We start from the raw sequence: 17,966 nt of genomic DNA on the forward strand, positions 1-17,966 counted from the left end.
ACTGCGTCGGGAGGAACGGCCGTTATTCTAATTCTGCTCCAGCAATCGATTCCAGTGCGTCAGCTTCGAGCGGGTGGAGCGAACCGGGAATGACGAGCAGATGTAGCGGCTCGCCGAATGACTGTGCGGCGAGAGCGTCGAGCGTATCGGCGGCCACCAGCGGGTCCGGGCTACCGGCTCTGGCCACGACGACGCCGAGCGTGTCGGGGAACCGCTCGGATAGCATGGCGGCGGCCTTGCTGGCAGTCATGTACGTGTCGTCACTCTCGTCCCAGTGGGGGTCGTCGACCTTGATGTCGAGATAGACTAGCGTGTGCAGGTCCCGCTCCCGGTTGTCCTCGATGGTGGCGACGACGCTATCCGGGACGCCGTCACCGCCGTGGGCGTCCTCGAACGGGAGCGTCGTGGCCTTCCCGAAGCGGTAGTTCTGTAAGCCAGTCAGTGAGCCGGCGGCCGTCTGGGCTGTCGTTCCGTGGACGATTCGGGTTTCGATACCGCGGTCAGCAGCGCGGAGTCGGAGGTCGGTGTGTGTCGTCGAGACCATCGTATCCCCGGCAGTACAGAAGACGNTCAGAGATGTGTATAAGAGACAGGTCCCTGACTTCGATACTCGTCTCCAGTACGTCCTCCAGCGTTTCGAGGTCGGTACCAACCAGCCGGCTCGTGTAAAACTCCGCGAACACCCGGTCGGCGTCTCGGATGGCGTCGCGGCCGGCGACCGTGACCGAGCGCTCGTCGTAGAGGCCCAGCCCGACGAATGTGAGCATATCCGGAGTGGGTCGCCGTCGGGCATAAAGGGCGCGAAGCGTCAGGCTTACCGCCCGCGGTCGGGGAGAGAGAGTATGGGCGTTCCCTGCGTTCGCGTTCCCCGCGAGGCCGGCGAAGAGACGCGCCAACGCCTCGCCGAAGCAAACCTCGTCGACGACGGCTACGACATCACGGTCGTCGACGGGCAGCTATACGTTCCCGTCACCGACCCCGAAGCAGTGCCGTCGGACTTCGTCGTCGTGGAGGCAGACCCGCCGGTCCGCGAGGGCCAGACGATGCCGGCGGACGGACTCGACTTCGACCCGAGCTACGAGCGCATCGGCGACGTCGCGATTGTCGACGAGGACGACGCCGACCGGGCGCGGGCGATTGCCGACGCGATTATGGATTCAGACCTGCCCGTGCGAGCGGTGTTGAACCGCGCGTCGAAGATCAAAGGCAAACAGCGGGTCCGGGACTGGGACGTACTCGCTGGCGAAGGGACGGAAGTCACCCACCGGGAGTACGGCTGCACGTTCGACCTCGACCTCGCCGAGGTGTACTTCTCACCGCGGCTAGCGACGGAACGCCATCGTGTCACCGAACAGGTCAGCGAGGGCGAGCAGGCCTTCGACATGTTCGCGGGCGTCGGCCCGTTCGCGATTCCGTTCGCCAAACGCGGCGCGACCTGCGTCGGAACAGACATCAACGAGACGGCAATCGAGTACCTCCGGGCGAACGCACAGCGCAACGGCGTCGCCGACCGCGTGACGGGCATCTGTGGCGACGTACGAGAGGTCGCCGGAGAGTACGAGGGCTGGGCTGACCGCGTCGTGATGAATCTGCCCCATAGCGCCGACGAGTTTCTGGAGACCGCCGTCCGCCTGGCGGCTGACGACTGTGTCTTTCACTACTACGATATCCAGCACGAGGACGACCTGTTCGGGCCCGGCGAGCGAGCGATCCGGGCGGCTGCGGAGCCGGCCTACGACGTGACGGTCGAAACGCGACACACTGTCCGGTCGTATGCCCCGAAGGAACACAACATCGTCTTCGACGTTCGACTGACACGCTGAAACGAACAGTTATTATCATCACCGGTACGGGGACCGAACTGCTTAACGACGAGGAAGTCGGACGCTTGTATCTAGGAGGGTAAAATATGTACACAATACTCGTCCCCGTCGACGCCGATGAGGACCGCGCCCGCGGCCAGGCCGCCTTCGTCGCGGAGCTACCGGCTGCTGAGACCGACATCGAGGCCGTCATTACGCACGCATTGACAAAAGAAGAGGCGGAAGCGCCCGAGGAGATACGCAACGTCGAGCGCATCTCGACAGTGCGCCTCGTGCGTGACTACCTCGAAGACCACGACGTCGATGTCCAGCTGGCCGAGGGTCAGCAGCCGCCTGCGGACGGCATCATCGATCTGGCCGAGGAGTTCGACGTCGACCAGATCGTAATGGGGTCCAGGAAGCGGTCGCCGACCGGCAAGGCCGTGTTCGGGAGTGTCTCCCAGCAGGTCCTGCTTGAGGCGGACGACCCGGTCACCGTCGTCGGGTCCCGAGCGGAGTGAGAACGTCCCTCTCGGTGGTCCCGATTCGCAATCCTTATTGCGGTTATGCGTCCAACAACTGATGTACGCGAGTGACGCGCCGGTGTAGCTCAGACTGGCAGAGCGAATCCTTCGTAAGGATTAGGCCGAGGGTTCAAATCCCTCCACCGGCTTTCTGCGAGGAACGAACGTGACGAGCGAAAGCCAATCTGGGATTTGAAGCAGTGAAGAGCTTTGCTCCGACCGTTGTTCATACTCCCTCCACCGGCTTCCGCTTTCGAGTGCTGTTCTGACAAGTACGGTTCCTACCGGAGATGACCTGTCAGCAGCCGTAGGTACTCCGTCGCTGGTCTGACGGGGCTCCACAGGCCGCATAAAAACGACCCTCATCAGTGACGCGATACGGCGACGGACTGCTGGACGGTACTTCTAGCTGTAAACGATGGTCACACAGTACGGATTACCGGCGGGTACTGCGGTGTGCCGGCGAGAGCGGCACGACAGACACACTTGCGGACAGTTAGACGGAGTGTGGATCTGATGGATTTCAGAAACGCCTGGCATCGCGACACCGATGCAGAGGTCCGTTGCATCGCCTGCGGTGAAACGGTCACCCGGTCGGATGCCCGGGAATACGACAAGTACGGCGACCGCTGGAACCGCGACAACAAGTCCTTCGAGTATCTGTGCAAGCCCTGTTATCGGGAGTACTGTCACTTCGACCGGAGCGGGCTGGAAGACCGACTCGAAGCGGCCGGTGCCGGGACCGTGAGCCGAGACGCGTTTCTCAGGCGCTATCACGACCTAGCCGACGAAACGGAACAGACCCGCGCCGACGGTCGGTGAGCCGAAAAAAGGGTGCCCTGTCCGGCGATACGACACCACAACACAGGCCGTTCAGGGCGTGATGACCGCCCGACCGTCGATCTCTCGGTCTTCGAGCATCTGTGCGACGGTGTTCACCTCGCCCAGGTCGTACTGGGTCGTGTGCAGGTCGACTGCACCGCGCTCGACGAGCGCGACCAGTTCCTGGAGTTCGGTGTACTGGCCGACGATGTTGCCCTGATAGGCGAACTCACCGTTGACGAGCGCCTGCGCGGGTTCGTGGATGTGGCCCCCGTAGCCGATGATGTGGTGGTCGCCGCCGGCGGCACAGATATCGGGCGCGAGCGCCGTCGTCTCGTCGGCCCCGACGAAATCGAGCACTTGGGCGGCGCCGACGCCGTCGCTGATGGCTTCGACCTCACTGGCAACGTCTTCGCTTTCGGGGTCGATGGTGTAGTGTGCGCCGAGGTCGTCGGCGAGGTCGCGGGCGGACTGCTTGATGTCGACGGCGACGAGGTCGGCGGCACACATCGCGTCGAGGCACTGCAGGCCGATGTGGCCGAGCCCGCCGATACCGATGACGACTGCAGTGTCGCCCGGATTGAGTCCGTCGACGGCTTTCTTCGCCGCGTGGTAGGCCGTGATACCGGCGTCGGCGTGCGGGGCGATGTCGGCCGGGTCGACGCCCTCGGGCAGCGGGATGACCGACCGGTCGCTGGTCAGTAGCTGGTCGGCGAAGCCGCCGTCGGTCGTCAGGCCGTTGAACGCGTCGTTCTCGCAGTACATCGTCTCACCTTGCCGGCACGGTCGGCAGGTGCCACAGGTCTGGACCGGATGACAGATGACCTGGTCGCCTTCCGAGACGATGTCGACGTCGTCGCCGGTCTCGACGACTGTCCCGGCGTTCTCGTGGCCCAGCGTCATCGGGAGGTCCTGCGGGACGTACTGGTCCCACATCCCCTCGATGATGTGATTGTCAGTCTGGCACCACCCGGCCCCTTCGACCTCGACGATGACGTCGTCCCCGGATGCGACCTGTGGCGCATCTACGTCGTCTATCGAGAGCCCGTCCGACATATCGTGCGTGTACTCGTGGAGTCTGGCTGCGCGCATCGTTCTGTATCCGGGCGAAACGACATTAAATATCCATATAAAATATCATATACATTGCGGTATCGCCCGTTCCACTGTCTGAGAAGAGTATCAGCCACCCGGCCAGCGTCTGTAGACTCCGAAGCCAGGTACAAGAAACGGTGCGTGTGATGACGCTCTCAGCTACACAGACTACCGGCTGTCATCTCGTGGAGAATATTGCTACCCCGAGGTAGCGAGTATCTTCAGGGAGGTACAGCCGACAGTATCAGTCCCGACTGGCTAGCAGTGCGGCCCCGAGCAGTGCCACGACGGCGACGGGAATCCCCATTCCGGGGCCGAAGGCCGACGACGGTGCGGGGCTGGTCGCGCGGATCGGTTCCTCGACCGGTTCGTCAGCCTCGTACTCCCAGACAGCGGTCTCGTTCCGAACGATATCGGCGTTCGAGGACGAGACGTCGGCAGGCATCGTCAGCTGGTACTCGACTGCGACGCCATCGCCGAAGGCCACGTCGGTATCCTCGTTCGCAGTGACGAACGTCCGGTCTTCGTACGTGACGTTGCCTCCGCTAGCGTTGACCGACACGTCGCTTTCCGGGCCGGGGTTCCAGTCCGTGAACGTCATCGAGAGCGTGACGTTCTCACCCTCCAGCTCTTGCTCGTACGTCTGGTTCGCCATCCGACTGGTGTTCACGTCGGCCAGGAGATATCCTTCAACCGAGTCATAGCCCTCTTGCTGGGCCTGGCTCTGGAGCCCGTCGTACACCGACGGGGACATTTCGAGAGTCAGATCGTACTCCGAAACTGTGCCGTCTCCGGCCACTGTCGAGTCAACCGTCGCCGTCACACAGCCGGAGAGGACGACGAGGGCAGCGAGACCGACCGCAGGGACAATTCGATGCATACCTCACCGAATCGGGGCGGACGGAATAAGCCTTGTTACCGGGGGCGATACGGCTCAATGTGTCAGGACCAGTAGCTGGTCGTCAGTTCGGACCAGACAGAAGGGCGACCCGGGGTCTCCGAAGGTGTTCGCCCGCTTTTCGCTGATAAAGAGCGTCTCGAACTCGTTGCCACAGGCCGGACAGGCGAACCCCTTCCGGTTCGACAGCGTCATGGTCCCACGGTCGTCTTTCAGCAGCTTGAGCCCGTGGCGGTACTCGTGTACGTCGAAGCTCCCGCTGACGTCTAGCCGGTCCATGCGTGTGAAACGAGTGTCGGCCGTCTAAAACTCGTCGGCGATCTACACCAGGTTCGCGCCCATATAGAGCACGACGACGAGGAAGATCCAGACGATGTCGACGAAGTGCCAGTACATCGACGCCGTCGAAACGGAGGTGTGCCGTTCAGCCGAGTACTGCCCGTAGTACGCGCGAACGAAGACGATACCCAGAAGGACAGCCCCCATCGTGACGTGGAGGCCGTGGAGTCCCGTCAGACCGTAGAAGGCGGAGCCGTAGATGCCGCCACCGATGCTGAAGCCCTTGTGCACGATGAACTCGTAGTACTCGTACACCTGCCCGCCGATGAAGACGATGCCCAGCAGCAGCGTCGCGCCCAGCAACTTCAGGAACCGGCTTCGGTTTCCGTTCCGGAGCGCGATGTGGCTGTAGTGAAGCGTCACCGAGCTGGCGATCAGAATCAGCGTGTTGACGATCACCAGCGAGCCGAACACCTCTGGCACTGCCGCCTGCGCCCAGACTTCGCCGCCACGCACGATGAAGTAGTACACGAAGCCAGCGCCGAAGGTGGCGATTTCGCTCCCGAGGAACAGGAGCATGGCGAACTTCAGCGTCTTGTCCGAGTGGTAGTCCGTCCCGCGCTCCCAGAAGTCGGAGACGAAGGCGTGATACAGCCAGCCGTAGATGCCGACGAGGAAGAGGCCGACGCTCCCGGCCATCGCTCCCGCCCCGACCGTCTGGCTGACTAGTGCGTTCTCGCCCATCGAGAGCACGAGCAGGGCCGCGCTGACGTAGATTCCCGAACCACCGATCGCCGTCACAAAGGGCCACCAGCTGGCCTCGCCGAACCCGTGGGGCCAGTCCTCCGTCGCCGGGAGGTGATGCTCCCCGTGCCCGTCGTCCGCGTGTTCATCGGAGACACTCATACTAGGGCCCTTGCGAACGGAATACTAAAAGCCCATCCAATTCACTGCGGATTGGCCCGGTTCCGTCTCTGAATGGCCCGCCGGCATCCCGGAAGCTACACGGGGGCGAAGGCCCAACTGCCGACGATGACATCTGGGAGGCGTCGTACGGTCGCGCTGGTGGTGTGTGGGCTGGGCTGGCTGGCCGCGACGGGGACGGCGAGCGCACACGGCGGCAGTCTCGCCGGCGGCGGTCGCGAATCGCTGACGATACCGACGTGGCTCTTCCTGAGTACCGGTGGTGCGGCCGTCGGCGCGTCGTTCCTGCTGGCCTCGTTCGTCACCGACCGGGCGTTCGTCGAGCGCATCCACGACTGGGGGCGGCCGCTGTCGGGCGACTACGAGCGTGTCCTAACGCTCGCCGGCCAACTCCTCGGGCTCGCCGGACTCGCCGCGGTGTTCGTCGTCGGCTTCCTCGGACCGACGAACGCCCGGACGAACCTCGCGATACTGCTCGTCTGGGTCGGCTGGTGGGCCGGGCTGGCGATGACGACGTACCTCGTGGGGAACAGCTGGGCGACGCTCAATCCGTTCAAGACGCTCGCCGACCTCCTCCCGTCGCTCGACCGCACCTACCCCGCCCGCGTCGGGTCGTGGCCCGCCGTCGGCGGCCTGCTCGTACTGGTGTGGGTTGAGGTGGTCAGCCCGCTCGCCGACCAGCCGCGCCTGCTCGCGTCGGTCGTCGCCGGCTACTCGGTGCTGACGCTCGCGGGCGCGCTCGTGTTCGGACCCGAGGACTGGTTCGCTCACGCCGATCCAGTGGAGCGGGTGTTCCGCTACTACGGTCGCTTTGCCCCCATCGGCCGCGGCGAGGACGGACTCCGACTTCGGCTCCCCGGCATGGACCTCTCGACGCCGCGGCTGGTCGACGGTCCGGACGAGGTGGCGTTCGTGGTCGCCCTGCTGTGGGTCACGACCTACGACGGGCTGGTCACGACGCCGGCCTGGCGGGACCTGACGACACCACTCGTCGACACTGGCGTCCCGCCGCACCTCCTGTACCCGGTCGCGCTCGGGATCGGCTTCGCCGGCTTCCTCGGCGTGTATCAACTCGCGGTCCGGCTCTCCCGCGATATGTCGGACACGTATCTGGCTCCGGCAGTGCTCGCACAGCGGTTCGCGCCGCCGCTTATCGCCATCGCCGTCGGCTACCACTTCGCGCACTACCTCGGGTACTTCCTCGTGCTCGCACCTTCGCTGGCCGTCGCGCTCACGTCGCCGTTCGCGGACCCGGCAGTAGTGCCGACCATCGAACTACCGGATTGGTTCGGCGCGATTGCGCTCGCGTCGGTCATCATCGGTCATCTGGTCGCTATCTGGGTTGCCCACGCCGCCGCGTACGACCTGTTTCCCGCACGGCTGCAGGCGATTCGGTCGCAGTACCCCTTCATCGCGGTCATGGTGTTCTACACGATGACGAGCCTCTGGGTCGTCTCCCAGCCGGAGGTGGCACTCCCCCATCTATGACTGACACAGCAACCCAATCAGCGGCAGCGACAGGCACCGCCATCGACGAGACATACGACGTTCCGGCCGACGCCACAGCCTACACCTGTTCGTATTGCGGCCGGCCGTTCGCCCGCGAGTCCTGGCTCGCGCTCCACCGCGGCCTGGCCCACCCCAGCGAACTCGACGACGAGGAGGTCGAGGCCTTCCGGGCGGCCCACGACGAGGAGGAAGCGTCGCTTTCGGCGTTCCGACTGCAGGCGCTGGGCGCGCTCGTGCTCATCTACTTCGGCTTCCTGATGGTGTACGCGCTCGTCTAACCGACGCCGTATCGTCCGCTCGGTCTGGAGCCTCGCTGTTGGCCGGCAGACGGGAAGCGAAGCGTTGATGGGTCGCAGGTGACCAAACAGTGGGTATGGACCTTCGCGTTATCGACAAATCCGACACGGAACTCTCTATCGAAATCGCCGGTGAGGACCACACGTTCATGAACGTCATCAAGGGGGCGCTGCTGGAGACAGCGGGCGTCACAGCGGCGACCTACGACGTGAACCCGGAACAATCCGGTGGCCAGACAGACCCGGTCCTGACCATCAAAACCGAGGAGGGCGTCGACGCGCTCGAAGCCCTCGAAGACGGGACTGACGCCGTCATCGAGAAGGCGGACAACTTCACTGACGCGTTCGAAGCCGCCGCGTAATTCTAGCAGAGCACGTACGTGACGAACACGCGTTCGTCCGGACCGACGTGGATATCGAGGCCGATCAGTCCGGCGTCTGACGTCTGAATCCTGTTACCCCGCTCGAGGTAGCTGTCGACGAGCGCGGTCGCCAGCGCCGTCTCGTTCCGGAACCGGTCGAGTGACTGCGGCGTTCGGTCGTAGGCCACCTCGTAGCTGACCACTGCTGGGCGGTCACAGGGGAGCGGGAACCGGGATACTCCCTCTCGCGTGGGTCGCTCCGCGTTGTCGTATCGCGCGTCGACGCGGCCCTTGTTGTAGTAGGCCGCGGCGTCGTCGATGGTCGCGTTCCGCGAGACTGTTCCGCCGCCGACGCCCGACCGCCGGACGTTGTACACGTCGACGTAGGTGTCCTCAACCTCGGCGAGCGAGAGCGAGTCGACGGTGTCGCCGCTTCCGGCAGGGGACGCGATCGACGGTGGGCCGGTGGGGGTTTCGGCGGCAAAGCCCGGCAACGTGATACCGCCCACAGCAGCGAGCACGATGAGGCCGAGCAGCAGTGCCACGGCGGCGTAGCCGATCGCGTACTTCGTTTCGAGCACGTCCAGCCAGCCGGTCTGTATCTCATCGAGCGGATCGTCCTCCGGCGGTCCCGTCCGCCGCTCGAAGTTACTCCCGCCACAGCGTTTGCACGGCGGGGAGTTCTTCTGGTGCTGGCGACCGCAGTCCAGACAGACCCACCTGGGCCCGCCCTCGACGACCTCTTCGTTGACCTGCGTCACGGCTTCCTCGAAGGAGCCGTGCCCGCAGTTGTCACACGGCGGGTCGTCCTCCTCGTGGGGTTTGCCACACCATTCGCACCGCCATTTCATTGTTGATTCTCCGTGTTGGGCGAATAAAACCTGCCCGATGCCAGGCCACAGTGCTGCGGTTCCGGGGAGACGTTCCCCCACAGTCGCTCAGTCGTGGGCTGACTCATCGGGGCCGTTCGACCCCGTTGACGCCTGCTTCCAGGGACCGGGGTGAGTGTGGCCGCTGGCAGCGAGAACCGATATCGAACGCCGAGACGCGGAGGAAACCGGGGCATCCGAACCGACAGGAGAACTGCGTCATACCGATATAATGACAGGTATGGGTATTTAATATTGCTACCTTATGTCTGAGACGGGGTTACAGTCGGACCGGAATCCCCTTGCTGTCGAGATACTCCTTGGTCTCGGCGATGGAGTACTCGCCGAAGTGAAAGATGGAGGCAGCGAGACCGGCGTCCGCGCCGGCATCGACGAACACCTCTTCCATGTCTTCCGGGCCGCCACAGCCCGAAGATGCGATGACCGGCGTCGAGACGGTATCACAGACGGCCTGCATCAGCGGGATGTCGTAGCCGTCTTTCGTCCCGTCGGCGTCGATGGAGTTGACGAACAGTTCGCCGGCCCCGCGTTCCTCCGCTTCGGTCGCCCACTCGACGACGTCCAGCCCGGTTCCCTCGCGGCCCCCCTTGACGGTGCATTCGAACCAGCAGGACTCGCCGTCGACCTCGGTGTAGTACTCGCCCTCATCGTCGAAGCGACGGCGAGCGTCGACGGAGATGACGATACACTGACTCCCGAAGGCCGCCGCGCCCTCGTTGATCAGGTCGGGTTCGGCGATAGCGCCGGAGTTGATCGACACCTTGTCCGCACCGGCCCGCAGCGTCTCTTTGATGTCGTCACGAGTGCGGATGCCGCCGCCGACGGTCAGCGGGATGAACACCTCGTCGGCCACGGCCGACACTGTATCGAGCATCGTCTCGCGGCCCTCGGCGGAGGCGGTGATGTCCAGGAAGACGAACTCGTCGGCGCCGGACTCGTTGTAGGCCTTGGCCATCTCTACCGGGTCGCCAGTGTACTCCAGGTCCTCGAAGTTGACTCCCGTGTACACCGCCGCGTCCCCGTTCTCGTCCACGTCGACGTCGATACAGGGGATGATCCGTTTCGTGAGCGTCATTCGATACCTGTGGGTTCGACGCAACGCCGTTTGACCGTTTCGACTGGTGCAAGTGTCTGGCCGAGTACGCAGTGACAATCCGACAGCTACACGTACGACGCACCAGAATCACCGCTCATGGCAGACGACCACCACGAAGAGGACCGGCCGGATTACGACCCTGAACACGTCGAACTGCCCGCGCGAGAACCGCCGCTTCGGTCGACGGCCCCACAGAGCCCGTTCACCATGTCGCAGGTCGGGACAGGGCTCGGCGTCCTGCTGGTCGGACTGGTGCTTACGTTCGGTATCGCGCTGGCGCTGGCCTGAGCAGGTCGGTATGACCACATCGGCCGCCAGGGATATCATTTCTGATACTTCTGGGGAGAGTATATAGGTTTCCGCGCGAATAACTGTTGTACAATGTCGCCCCAGTCAGGCGCGAGTACAGCGGTCGCAACGGGAACGTCAGTGGCGACCGCTGGGACGCGCGCTGGTCGAGAGGCGACCAGCGCTGCTCGGGACCGACTGGACGCCGAGCGGGTGGACTTCTGTCAGGTGTTTGCCAGTTCCGGGTTCGACCCCGAAGCCGTTCTGGCGGGCGTGAATGCGCTCGTCGACGACGAGACAGCCGTTGTCGGCTGCACGGCTGGCGGAACGTTCACTGAGGAGCGAACGATGGACGCCGGCGTGGCCGTCACGCTCGCTACCAGTGATTCGTTCCGGTTCGATACGGCCCTTGCCGCCGGTCTCAGCGAGAACACCCGTGGGGCTGTCAGAGATGCTGTCCGAGCGCTTCCCGACGATATCGAGGAACCCTACCAGTCAGCGATCGTCCTCCACGACGGGCTGTCGGGCGTCGGTGAACAGTTGTCGCTGTCAGTCCAGCGACGGCTTGGCCCCTATGTCGAATTCGCAGGTGGGGCAGCGTCTGACGGTCTCCGGATGGAGTCGACACCAGTGTTTTGCGACGAGTCGGTTGTCGACGACGCAGTCGTTATCGTACTCGTCTCCGGCGAAAAGCGTCCGATCATTACCGTCAACCACGGCCACAGCCCCATCTCAGAACCGTGGGAGGTAACCGAGGTCTCCGGGAACGTGGTTCACGAACTCGACGGTGAACCAGCGTTTGCGGTATGGAAAGACGCTGTTCGAGACCACGCTGTGGAGACAACGGGGGTAGCCGTCGACGACGTCCCAGTCGGTTCGACGGCGCTCAGGAAGCTCATGGTCGAATACCTGTTCGGTATCGACCAGGGTGAAACCTACAAGATCCGCTGGCCCCGGACTGCGATTGAAGAGACTGGCGCACTGCAGTTTGCCGTCGATATTCCGGAGGGAACTGTCCTCCGCGTAATGCATGGCAACAAAGCTGACCAGATCGCGTCCGCCGAACAGGCTGCTGCCGACGCTGTCTCGCTGTGTGACGGTCCCATCGCTGGCGCGTTCGTCTACGACTGCGCGTGTCGTCAGATTCTCTTCGACGACGCGTTTTCGGCGACTGTCGATGGTATCACATCGACCCTGTCGGCCCCAGTTGCTGGGTTTGAGACGTACGGAGAGCTGTGTATGCAGGCCGGACAACTCAGTGGCTTTCACAACACGACAACGGTGCTCTTTGCACTGCCGGAGTAACAGATGAATCGAACAGGACTCGTCTCAAAGTTCGCAGAAACGGTCGGCATCGAGAAGGCGTCGGCTATCGTCGACGACGCGATGGCTGACCTGGGTATCAGTGGCGACACGGAGATAGACGACACGGATGCACAGGATATCTGTGATATAATCCAGCACAACAACGAGGGATACGTCGCACTCGTCGCGAGTGAACTCCGCGTGCAGCTGGCGGCACAGGAACGGTTTGACGCGCTCCTGGGGAACATCCCAAACCCGGCTGTCGTCGTCGAGTTTGAGCAGCGAGAACCGTACGTCAAGTCGATCAACGAAGCGTTCGCGGACACGTTCGGCTACGACCAGACGGATGCAGTCGGAACGGAGCTTCGGACACTCCTCGCGCCGCCCGGAGCCGACTCCGAAGTCATCAGGACAGACTGGTGGGAACAGACCGGCCAGTCGGAGCAAGAGGTCAGGCGGACGACTGCATCAGGCGAGATACGGACCTACCTGTTCCGGAGTACCATCGTCACCCGTGACAGCAGCCAGCTGGAAGGGTACGGGATATACACCGACATCACTGAACGGAAGCGCCGCGAACAACAGCTGAAACACCAGAACGAGCGGCTTGACGAGTTTGTCAGTATCGTCAGCCACGACCTTCGGAACCCGTTGAACGTCGCATCCGGCCGCACCCACCTCCTGCTCGGCGACATCGAGGATGCGGCTGTTCGGGAGGGGTTACAGGAGGTCGCCGCGGCACACGAGCGGATGGCACGGATCCTCGATGACACGCTGACGCTCGCTCGTCAGGGGCGGGTCGTCGGAGAGACCACGAGCGTCTCCATCGAAGCCGTCGCAGGCGACGCGTGGCAACAGGTCGAAACCGGGGACGCAACGCTTACCATCGAAACCGACGCGACCATCGAGGCGGACGCCGAGCGCCTCCAGCAGCTATTCGAGAATCTCTACCGGAACGCCATCGAGCATGCGGGCGCGGAATGCACCGTCGTCGTTTCCGCGCCCGAGACACATGAGAACGGGTTCTCCATCGCCGACGACGGCCCCGGCATTTCACCGGACGACCGTGAGCTAGTGTTCGAACACGGCTACTCGACGAACTCGGACGGGACAGGGTTCGGCCTGTCGATCGTTCAGAGCATCGCCGAAGCGCACGGCTGGTCGGTCGCAGTCTCGGAGAGCGAGAGGGGCGGTGCGCGGTTCGATGTCCGCTGGTAATCAGGCCAGTTCGTCTTCGATGACCGACCGCAGGTCGGCGATGTCCGCAGCGTCGTACGCCAGCGTCTCGTCGTTGACAGTGATATCGAGCCGGTTCGAGCCGTTTGCTTCGCCCAGTTCCGTCACCGGGGCGACGCCGTCGAAGGCTTCTCGGACCGCCGCCGGGTCGGTCGTCTCGAACACGACGCGGCCGGGCCGCTCGTTGAACAGGAGTCGGTTCTGGCTGCCACGCTCGACCGGCTCGATGTCGACCGACGCGCCGGCGTCCTCGTGGACCATCTCCGCAAGTGCCACTGCCAGCCCGCCGTGGCTCACGTCGTGGCTCGCCAGTACGTGGTCGGCGTCGGCAACCTCGGCAATCGTCTCGACAACGTCCGTTGAGTCCGCCGGGAGGGCGGGGAAGCGGTCGGTCCCGCCGAACTGCGCGGTGTACTCGGAGCCGCCGAGTCGCGGGTCGGCCTCGCCTTCCAGCGCGGTGTCACCGACGACGACGAGCGTTCCCTCGCCGGACAGCGACAGCGGCGGGGCGTCGTAGCCTTCCTTGACCCCGACCAGCGCGAGCGTCGGCGTGGGCGGAATCGGCCCGTCCTGTGAATCGTTGTACAGCGAGACGTTGCCGCCGACGACCGGCACGTCGAGGTCGCTGCACATGTCCGCCAGGCCGTCGACGATACCCTTGAAGCCGCCGTAGACGTCCGGTTTCTCGGGGTTGCCGCCGTTGAGACAGTCCACGGCCGCGTGGGGCGTCGCGCCCTTCGCGGCGACGTTGGTGGCGTTCTCCAGCGCGACGGCGCGTGCGCCCTCATACGGCGCGGCGTCGGTCCAGTTGGGGTCCGCGCCGGCGGAGAACGCCAGCCCGGTCTCGGCTTCGCGAACGGCGAGCAGCGCGGCGTCGTCGCCGGGCAGGACGCTCGTTCGGACCTGCACCTCGTGGTCGTACTGGCGGTACACCCACCGTTTGGAGGCGCAGTTCGGACTACCGACAATTTGCTCGAACGCCTCGTCCAGCGACACCGTCGGCAGGTCCCGTTCCTGTTTCGGTGGCGCGTTGCTCGGCAGGTCGTTCATCGGCGCGCCGTCGCCGAGGAACGTCGCGTCCACGTCGACGACTGTCTTGCTGTCTCGCGGGCGCTGCCCGCTCGACTTGTCCGAGACAGTTGTCTCGCTCCCCTCGAACGTACAGACGTAGTTCGTGCCCGGTTCGGTGAGTTCGCCGATGACCGAACAGCCGAGGTCGAACCGCTCGGCGAGTTCGGCGACGCGGTCGACGTTTTCGGGCGCAACCTCGTACACCATCCGCTCCTGGCTCTCTGCGAGGAGAATCTCCATGGCGTTCATGTTCGGTTCGCGCTGGTGGACGCGGTCGAGTTCGATGCGCGCGCCGAGGCCGCCCTTGGCGACCAGTTCGGACGACGCGCCGCCGAGGCCAGCGGCCCCAAGGTCGCGGGCCGACTCGACGAGTTCCTCGTCCAGCAGCGCCTCGTTGCACTCGACGAGTAGCTTCTCCGAGTACGGGTCGCCGACCTGCACGGCCGGTCGGTCCTCCGTTTCAGCGTCCTCCGCGAGGTCCTCGCTGGCGAAGGACGCCCCGCCGAGCCCGTCTCGCCCCGTCGCGTTGCCGACGAGAACGAGCTTGTTGCCCGGCTTCTGGGCCTCGGCGGTGATGGTCCGCTCGGGCTCCAGCAGGCCGATACAGGACACGTTCACGAGCGGGTTCCCCTCGTAGTCGTCGTGGAAGGCGACGCTGCCGGCCACTGTCGGGACGCCGATGCAGTTCCCGTAGTGGGAGATGCCCTCGACGACGCCCTCGAAGAGATAGCGGGAGTGCTCACGGTCGAAATCGCCGAAGTACAGACAGTCAGCCAGCGCGATGGGGTAGGCCCCCATCGACAGCGTGTCGCGGACGATCCCGCCCACGCCCGTCGCCGCGCCGTCGAACGGGTCGACGTAGGACGGGTGGTTGTGGGACTCGACGCCCATCGTGATGTACATTTCCTCGCCGTCGCCGTTGGTCGGTAGAGAGACGACGGCCGCGTCGTCGCCGGGGCCGATGACGACCTGATCGCCCTCGGAGTCGAACGCCGACAGCAGGGGGCGAGAGGAGCGATACGCGCAGTGTTCGCTCCAGAGGTTCTCGAAGAGAGCGGCCTCCGCCCGGGTCGGCTCCCGACCGATCTCCTCGACCACGAGTTCGTGGTCCGCGTCGGACAGGCTCATTACCTCGTCGTGGCCGCCCACAAGATAAGTCCCTTTCCATGCACCCGCGCCGGCAGTACGCGAACGTACACTCTGGCCGGGAACGCAGCGAAACTCGCGTCGGCAGCTCAGCGAACGGCGACCGTCGAGGCGCGCCTGTACAACGACTCGACACCCACTCCCAATAACTGAGATTCACAGCTGAATACGAGTGGCTACTGAGAATCGGTCATGGGTATCAAGAGGGTAATATGGGCCGTTGGAGTGGCTATACGAGGTTATTGGCTCAATATCTCCGGAGGCGTCACATCGAAGTCCAGGTTTTCAAATACGATAACCGGCACTCGGAGTATATATGACCGCTGGCCATACCCCAACACAGTATGGGTGCTGCCGACGGTGACTGGCTGACGCTGGAAGGGAGTTCTTTCTCCGGCCGGTCCTTCTCCAGCGTGTGGGCGGTAGCGCTGGCGACGTACGGTGTCGGTGACGTGGTTACCACTATCGCCATCGTCTATTTCGTCCCGACGTTCACCGAGGCAAATCCCGCGATCAGGTGGGCGATCCAGTCGTTCGGCGGCGGCGGCTTCCTCGGCCTCAAACTCCTCGTGATATACTGCTGTCTCGGCGTGAGCATCTGGGGCGGCGTGCTCGAAGAAGACCCGTTGCTCTACTACGGTCCGCCGGTGCTTCTGACAGTGATGGGGCTCGCCGTGACCGGGTTCAACCTCAATCTGCTGTTTTCCTGAGGAACCGCCGTTTTACTGCCGGACTATTCAGCCGTCGCGTTGCCCGCGGTGGTCCCGTCCGACTGGTTGTTAGCCGGAGTCTCTGTCGGAGTTTCGGACAGGAGCGCGCTCGGCGGTGGGGAGGCACTGCCGCCGCTTTCGGTCGAAGTGGCGTCAGTTCCGTCCGGTGTCGACTCCGTCGGGCTTGGCGTCATCTCGGTGGCGGGCTCAGAAGTCGCGTCGCTGTTGTCGGTGAGACCGAGGGTCCCAACGCCAGCACCGACGACGGCGAGTAAAACGAGAAGGACCAGTCCCAGAAGCCGCTTGTTGTAGGTTCCGTCCGCATCCCGAAAGATATCGCTATCCATCTCGGCTCCGCCTCCGGCGGGCCGCGACGCCGCACTGTAAGTACTCCGATACCATCGTTTTTTGATAGGTTGTTGCTTTCTGTCGTGGAGGGACCCTCCACTATCCCACCAAGCCACCGATATCCCACCCAGTCGGCTCAGCTTACGATATGTCGCCCAGCAAACCGTATAACGTTTTCCATGTACTCAGCCGTCAGAACGGCACGCTCTCGTCGGACGATTCGTCCGCATCGTCCGTCCGGAGTTCACCGGTTTTCCGGTACCGCGTTTCGAGTTGCTGGAGTTTGTCGTTGATACTCGTACTCTGGTGGTGGCCAGGGCTCACGCGGACGCGGACAAGGTCGTACTCGTGGCGGTCCGACAGCCCGTTCCAGGCGCGAAACGCGCCGACAGTCAGCGTGTCGCTCTGGGGGCAGAACTCGGTCGTCGGCGTGAACTCGGCTCGCAACACGCTCCTGTCGTCCGTCTCACGGCCGTAGCGGAAGCCCGCGTCCGGGTGCCGATGGTCGAGGTTCAGCCGTGCGAGGTTGTACCCGAAAGTCATGTCGTACACGCCGCGCTCGTCGAACAGGTCCATCGTGAGTCGGTGGAACGCGGCGTGGTCGGTGCCGGTCAGTACTGCTGTCTCAGACAGGAACGGGCCGGGGTCAGGGTTGTGTTCGGGAACGAACGTCCCGTAGCTATCGAACCCGACGTCTGAGCCGCCACGGAGGCCGGAGAGAAGGCTCATACTGAAACGAACGGGCGGCATCCATCAGGACCTACTCCCGAACGTGTTCGGGGGAACCCCCTCACCGACGCCCGGCGAACGCTCAGGTGATGCCAGCAACCACACTCGACCTGCGCGAGACGCCGCCGCCGGAGCGACACTCGAAGATACACGACTCCTTCGAGGCGCTGTCCTCAGGGGAGACGCTTCGGATTATCAACGATCACGAGCCGAAGCCGCTGTTCTACGAGATGCAAGCCGAGGTCGAGGCGTTCGACGCGGCGAATTACCGGTGCGAGCAGGACGGCCCACAGAAGTTCGTCGCCGACCTCCCGAAACAATGAGCGAATCTACCGTCACAGAAACGGAGCGAGCAACGCTCGACGGCGACGGGGACGGCCGGACGAGGTTGTTCGACGGGGAGCCAAAGACCGTCCGGTTGACGCTCGGCGCGGGCGAGTCGATTCCGGCCCACAAGCATCCCGGTCGGGACATCGTGTTCCTCCTCCGTTCGGGCGCCGTGGACCTGACGCTCGGCGACGAGACGGTGTCGCTCTCTCCCGGCGACGTCGTCCGGTTCGACGGTGACCAGAACATCTCCCCCGCCGCAACGGCGGACAGCGAGGCACTGCTCGTTTTGGCGTCGTCGGAGTAGGC

At 64.0% G+C, this 17,966-nt stretch carries 21 protein-coding genes, 1 tRNA gene and 1 pseudogene; 13 read left to right on the plus strand and 10 right to left on the minus strand.

Translation table 11 applies throughout. The features are described 5' to 3' along the window. Positions 1-22 precede the first annotated feature (22 nt). Positions 23-767, minus strand: a pseudogene (dph5, locus tag C442_RS18600) (diphthine synthase). 75 nt (positions 768-842) lie between these two features. On the opposite strand from dph5, the gene C442_RS18605 reads away from it, so the two are divergent. From C442_RS18605 to C442_RS18620, 4 genes are all read left to right on the plus strand, one after another. Next, on the plus strand, positions 843-1,823 hold the full coding sequence (locus tag C442_RS18605) for a class I SAM-dependent methyltransferase (RefSeq protein ID WP_008313138.1): 981 nt from the start codon (positions 843-845) through the stop codon (positions 1,821-1,823). A gap of 86 nt (positions 1,824-1,909) precedes the next feature. Further along, a complete protein-coding gene (locus tag C442_RS18610; RefSeq protein WP_008313140.1) occupies positions 1,910-2,323 on the plus strand; it encodes a universal stress protein in 414 nt (137 codons plus the stop codon). Between the two features lie 78 nt (positions 2,324-2,401). Continuing rightward, positions 2,402-2,475 (plus strand) — tRNA-Thr (locus C442_RS18615). 367 nt (positions 2,476-2,842) lie between these two features. Beyond that, a complete protein-coding gene (locus tag C442_RS18620; RefSeq protein ID WP_008313142.1) occupies positions 2,843-3,148 on the plus strand; it encodes a DUF7562 family protein in 306 nt (101 codons plus the stop codon). A 51-nt stretch (positions 3,149-3,199) separates the two neighbouring features. Here the strand turns inward: C442_RS18620 and C442_RS18625 are convergent, their stop codons facing one another. The 4 genes from C442_RS18625 to C442_RS18640 form a co-directional block, all read right to left on the minus strand. After that, a complete protein-coding gene (locus C442_RS18625) occupies positions 3,200-4,240 on the minus strand; it encodes an NAD(P)-dependent alcohol dehydrogenase (RefSeq protein ID WP_008313144.1) in 1,041 nt (346 codons plus the stop codon). Positions 4,241-4,487: 247 nt separating this feature from the next. Beyond that, the gene (locus tag C442_RS18630; protein ID WP_008313146.1) at positions 4,488-5,123 is read right to left on the minus strand and encodes a PGF-CTERM sorting domain-containing protein; all 636 of its coding nucleotides are present in this window, start codon (positions 5,121-5,123) and stop codon (positions 4,488-4,490) included. Between the two features lie 54 nt (positions 5,124-5,177). After that, a complete protein-coding gene (locus C442_RS18635; protein ID WP_008313147.1) occupies positions 5,178-5,420 on the minus strand; it encodes a DUF7385 family protein in 243 nt (80 codons plus the stop codon). A gap of 42 nt (positions 5,421-5,462) precedes the next feature. Continuing rightward, complete coding sequence (locus C442_RS18640) at positions 5,463-6,326, minus strand: cytochrome c oxidase subunit 3 (protein ID WP_008313149.1); 864 nt, start codon at positions 6,324-6,326, stop codon at positions 5,463-5,465. 159 nt (positions 6,327-6,485) lie between these two features. Here C442_RS18640 and C442_RS18645 point away from each other — a divergent pair, with 159 nt between their 5' ends. From C442_RS18645 to C442_RS18655, 3 genes are all read left to right on the plus strand, one after another. Continuing rightward, the gene (locus tag C442_RS18645) at positions 6,486-7,832 is read left to right on the plus strand and encodes a hypothetical protein (RefSeq protein ID WP_008313150.1); all 1,347 of its coding nucleotides are present in this window, start codon (positions 6,486-6,488) and stop codon (positions 7,830-7,832) included. Continuing rightward, a complete protein-coding gene (locus tag C442_RS18650; protein WP_008313152.1) occupies positions 7,829-8,131 on the plus strand; it encodes a C2H2-type zinc finger protein in 303 nt (100 codons plus the stop codon). Before C442_RS18645 ends, C442_RS18650 begins: the two co-directional genes overlap by 4 nt. A gap of 95 nt (positions 8,132-8,226) precedes the next feature. Next, on the plus strand, positions 8,227-8,511 hold the full coding sequence (locus tag C442_RS18655) for a DNA-directed RNA polymerase subunit L (protein WP_008313154.1): 285 nt from the start codon (positions 8,227-8,229) through the stop codon (positions 8,509-8,511). A gap of 2 nt (positions 8,512-8,513) precedes the next feature. Here C442_RS18655 and C442_RS18660 read toward each other — a convergent pair whose 3' ends face one another. Both C442_RS18660 and hisF read right to left on the minus strand, forming a co-directional pair. Continuing rightward, the gene (locus C442_RS18660; protein ID WP_008313155.1) at positions 8,514-9,362 is read right to left on the minus strand and encodes a toprim domain-containing protein; all 849 of its coding nucleotides are present in this window, start codon (positions 9,360-9,362) and stop codon (positions 8,514-8,516) included. Positions 9,363-9,660: 298 nt separating this feature from the next. After that, a complete protein-coding gene (gene hisF, locus C442_RS18665; RefSeq protein WP_008313157.1) occupies positions 9,661-10,476 on the minus strand; it encodes an imidazole glycerol phosphate synthase subunit HisF in 816 nt (271 codons plus the stop codon). 117 nt (positions 10,477-10,593) lie between these two features. Here hisF and C442_RS18670 point away from each other — a divergent pair, with 117 nt between their 5' ends. From C442_RS18670 to C442_RS18680, 3 genes are all read left to right on the plus strand, one after another. Further along, on the plus strand, positions 10,594-10,785 hold the full coding sequence (locus C442_RS18670; protein WP_004591771.1) for a DUF7550 family protein: 192 nt from the start codon (positions 10,594-10,596) through the stop codon (positions 10,783-10,785). Between the two features lie 93 nt (positions 10,786-10,878). Beyond that, entirely contained in the window at positions 10,879-12,090 is a 1,212-nt protein-coding gene (locus C442_RS18675) for an FIST signal transduction protein (RefSeq protein WP_008313159.1), read from the plus strand. Positions 12,091-12,093: 3 nt separating this feature from the next. Continuing rightward, the gene (locus C442_RS18680; protein ID WP_008313161.1) at positions 12,094-13,308 is read left to right on the plus strand and encodes a sensor histidine kinase; all 1,215 of its coding nucleotides are present in this window, start codon (positions 12,094-12,096) and stop codon (positions 13,306-13,308) included. On the opposite strand, the gene purL is transcribed toward C442_RS18680, so the two are convergent. Then, a complete protein-coding gene (gene purL / locus C442_RS18685) occupies positions 13,309-15,525 on the minus strand; it encodes a phosphoribosylformylglycinamidine synthase subunit PurL (RefSeq protein WP_008313163.1) in 2,217 nt (738 codons plus the stop codon). Between the two features lie 362 nt (positions 15,526-15,887). Here purL and C442_RS18690 point away from each other — a divergent pair, with 362 nt between their 5' ends. After that, positions 15,888-16,253: a hypothetical protein gene (locus C442_RS18690; RefSeq protein WP_008313166.1), complete on the plus strand. Its 366-nt coding sequence runs from the start codon at positions 15,888-15,890 to the stop codon at positions 16,251-16,253. A gap of 23 nt (positions 16,254-16,276) precedes the next feature. On the opposite strand, the gene C442_RS18695 is transcribed toward C442_RS18690, so the two are convergent. Further along, positions 16,277-16,600, minus strand: coding sequence for a hypothetical protein (locus tag C442_RS18695; RefSeq protein WP_008313168.1), 324 nt, complete (start codon positions 16,598-16,600; stop codon positions 16,277-16,279). Positions 16,601-16,793: 193 nt separating this feature from the next. After that, on the minus strand, positions 16,794-17,330 hold the full coding sequence (locus tag C442_RS18700) for a hypothetical protein (protein ID WP_008313170.1): 537 nt from the start codon (positions 17,328-17,330) through the stop codon (positions 16,794-16,796). Between the two features lie 89 nt (positions 17,331-17,419). Here C442_RS18700 and C442_RS18705 point away from each other — a divergent pair, with 89 nt between their 5' ends. Next, positions 17,420-17,653 carry a DUF2249 domain-containing protein gene (locus C442_RS18705; RefSeq protein ID WP_008313171.1) on the plus strand — a complete coding sequence of 78 codons (234 nt, stop codon included), beginning with the start codon at positions 17,420-17,422 and terminating at the stop codon, positions 17,651-17,653. Further along, positions 17,650-17,964, plus strand: coding sequence for a cupin domain-containing protein (locus C442_RS18710; RefSeq protein WP_008313173.1), 315 nt, complete (start codon positions 17,650-17,652; stop codon positions 17,962-17,964). Before C442_RS18705 ends, C442_RS18710 begins: the two co-directional genes overlap by 4 nt. Positions 17,965-17,966 lie beyond the last annotated feature (2 nt).

Origin of the sequence: Haloarcula amylolytica JCM 13557, assembly GCF_000336615.1 — an archaeon.
Lineage (GTDB): Archaea > Halobacteriota > Halobacteria > Halobacteriales > Haloarculaceae > Haloarcula > Haloarcula amylolytica.

Excerpts from the sequence above, each read along its gene's own strand:
- C442_RS18605 (WP_008313138.1), top strand. The coding sequence starts at position 843 with ATGGGCGTTCCCTGCGTTCGCGTTCCCCGCGAGGCCGGCGAAGAGACG.
- C442_RS18610 (WP_008313140.1), top strand. The coding sequence starts at position 1,910 with ATGTACACAATACTCGTCCCCGTCGACGCCGATGAGGACCGCGCCCGC.
- C442_RS18620 (WP_008313142.1), top strand. The coding sequence starts at position 2,843 with ATGGATTTCAGAAACGCCTGGCATCGCGACACCGATGCAGAGGTCCGT.
- C442_RS18625 (WP_008313144.1), bottom strand. The coding sequence starts at position 4,240 with ATGCGCGCAGCCAGACTCCACGAGTACACGCACGATATGTCGGACGGG.
- C442_RS18630 (WP_008313146.1), bottom strand. The coding sequence starts at position 5,123 with ATGCATCGAATTGTCCCTGCGGTCGGTCTCGCTGCCCTCGTCGTCCTC.
- C442_RS18635 (WP_008313147.1), bottom strand. The coding sequence starts at position 5,420 with ATGGACCGGCTAGACGTCAGCGGGAGCTTCGACGTACACGAGTACCGC.
- C442_RS18640 (WP_008313149.1), bottom strand. The coding sequence starts at position 6,326 with ATGAGTGTCTCCGATGAACACGCGGACGACGGGCACGGGGAGCATCAC.
- C442_RS18650 (WP_008313152.1), top strand. The coding sequence starts at position 7,829 with ATGACTGACACAGCAACCCAATCAGCGGCAGCGACAGGCACCGCCATC.
- C442_RS18655 (WP_008313154.1), top strand. The coding sequence starts at position 8,227 with ATGGACCTTCGCGTTATCGACAAATCCGACACGGAACTCTCTATCGAA.
- C442_RS18660 (WP_008313155.1), bottom strand. The coding sequence starts at position 9,362 with ATGAAATGGCGGTGCGAATGGTGTGGCAAACCCCACGAGGAGGACGAC.
- hisF (WP_008313157.1), bottom strand. The coding sequence starts at position 10,476 with ATGACGCTCACGAAACGGATCATCCCCTGTATCGACGTCGACGTGGAC.
- C442_RS18670 (WP_004591771.1), top strand. The coding sequence starts at position 10,594 with ATGGCAGACGACCACCACGAAGAGGACCGGCCGGATTACGACCCTGAA.
- C442_RS18675 (WP_008313159.1), top strand. The coding sequence starts at position 10,879 with ATGTCGCCCCAGTCAGGCGCGAGTACAGCGGTCGCAACGGGAACGTCA.
- C442_RS18680 (WP_008313161.1), top strand. The coding sequence starts at position 12,094 with ATGAATCGAACAGGACTCGTCTCAAAGTTCGCAGAAACGGTCGGCATC.
- purL (WP_008313163.1), bottom strand. The coding sequence starts at position 15,525 with ATGAGCCTGTCCGACGCGGACCACGAACTCGTGGTCGAGGAGATCGGT.
- C442_RS18690 (WP_008313166.1), top strand. The coding sequence starts at position 15,888 with ATGGGTGCTGCCGACGGTGACTGGCTGACGCTGGAAGGGAGTTCTTTC.
- C442_RS18695 (WP_008313168.1), bottom strand. The coding sequence starts at position 16,600 with ATGGATAGCGATATCTTTCGGGATGCGGACGGAACCTACAACAAGCGG.
- C442_RS18700 (WP_008313170.1), bottom strand. The coding sequence starts at position 17,330 with ATGAGCCTTCTCTCCGGCCTCCGTGGCGGCTCAGACGTCGGGTTCGAT.
- C442_RS18705 (WP_008313171.1), top strand. The coding sequence starts at position 17,420 with ATGCCAGCAACCACACTCGACCTGCGCGAGACGCCGCCGCCGGAGCGA.
- C442_RS18710 (WP_008313173.1), top strand. The coding sequence starts at position 17,650 with ATGAGCGAATCTACCGTCACAGAAACGGAGCGAGCAACGCTCGACGGC.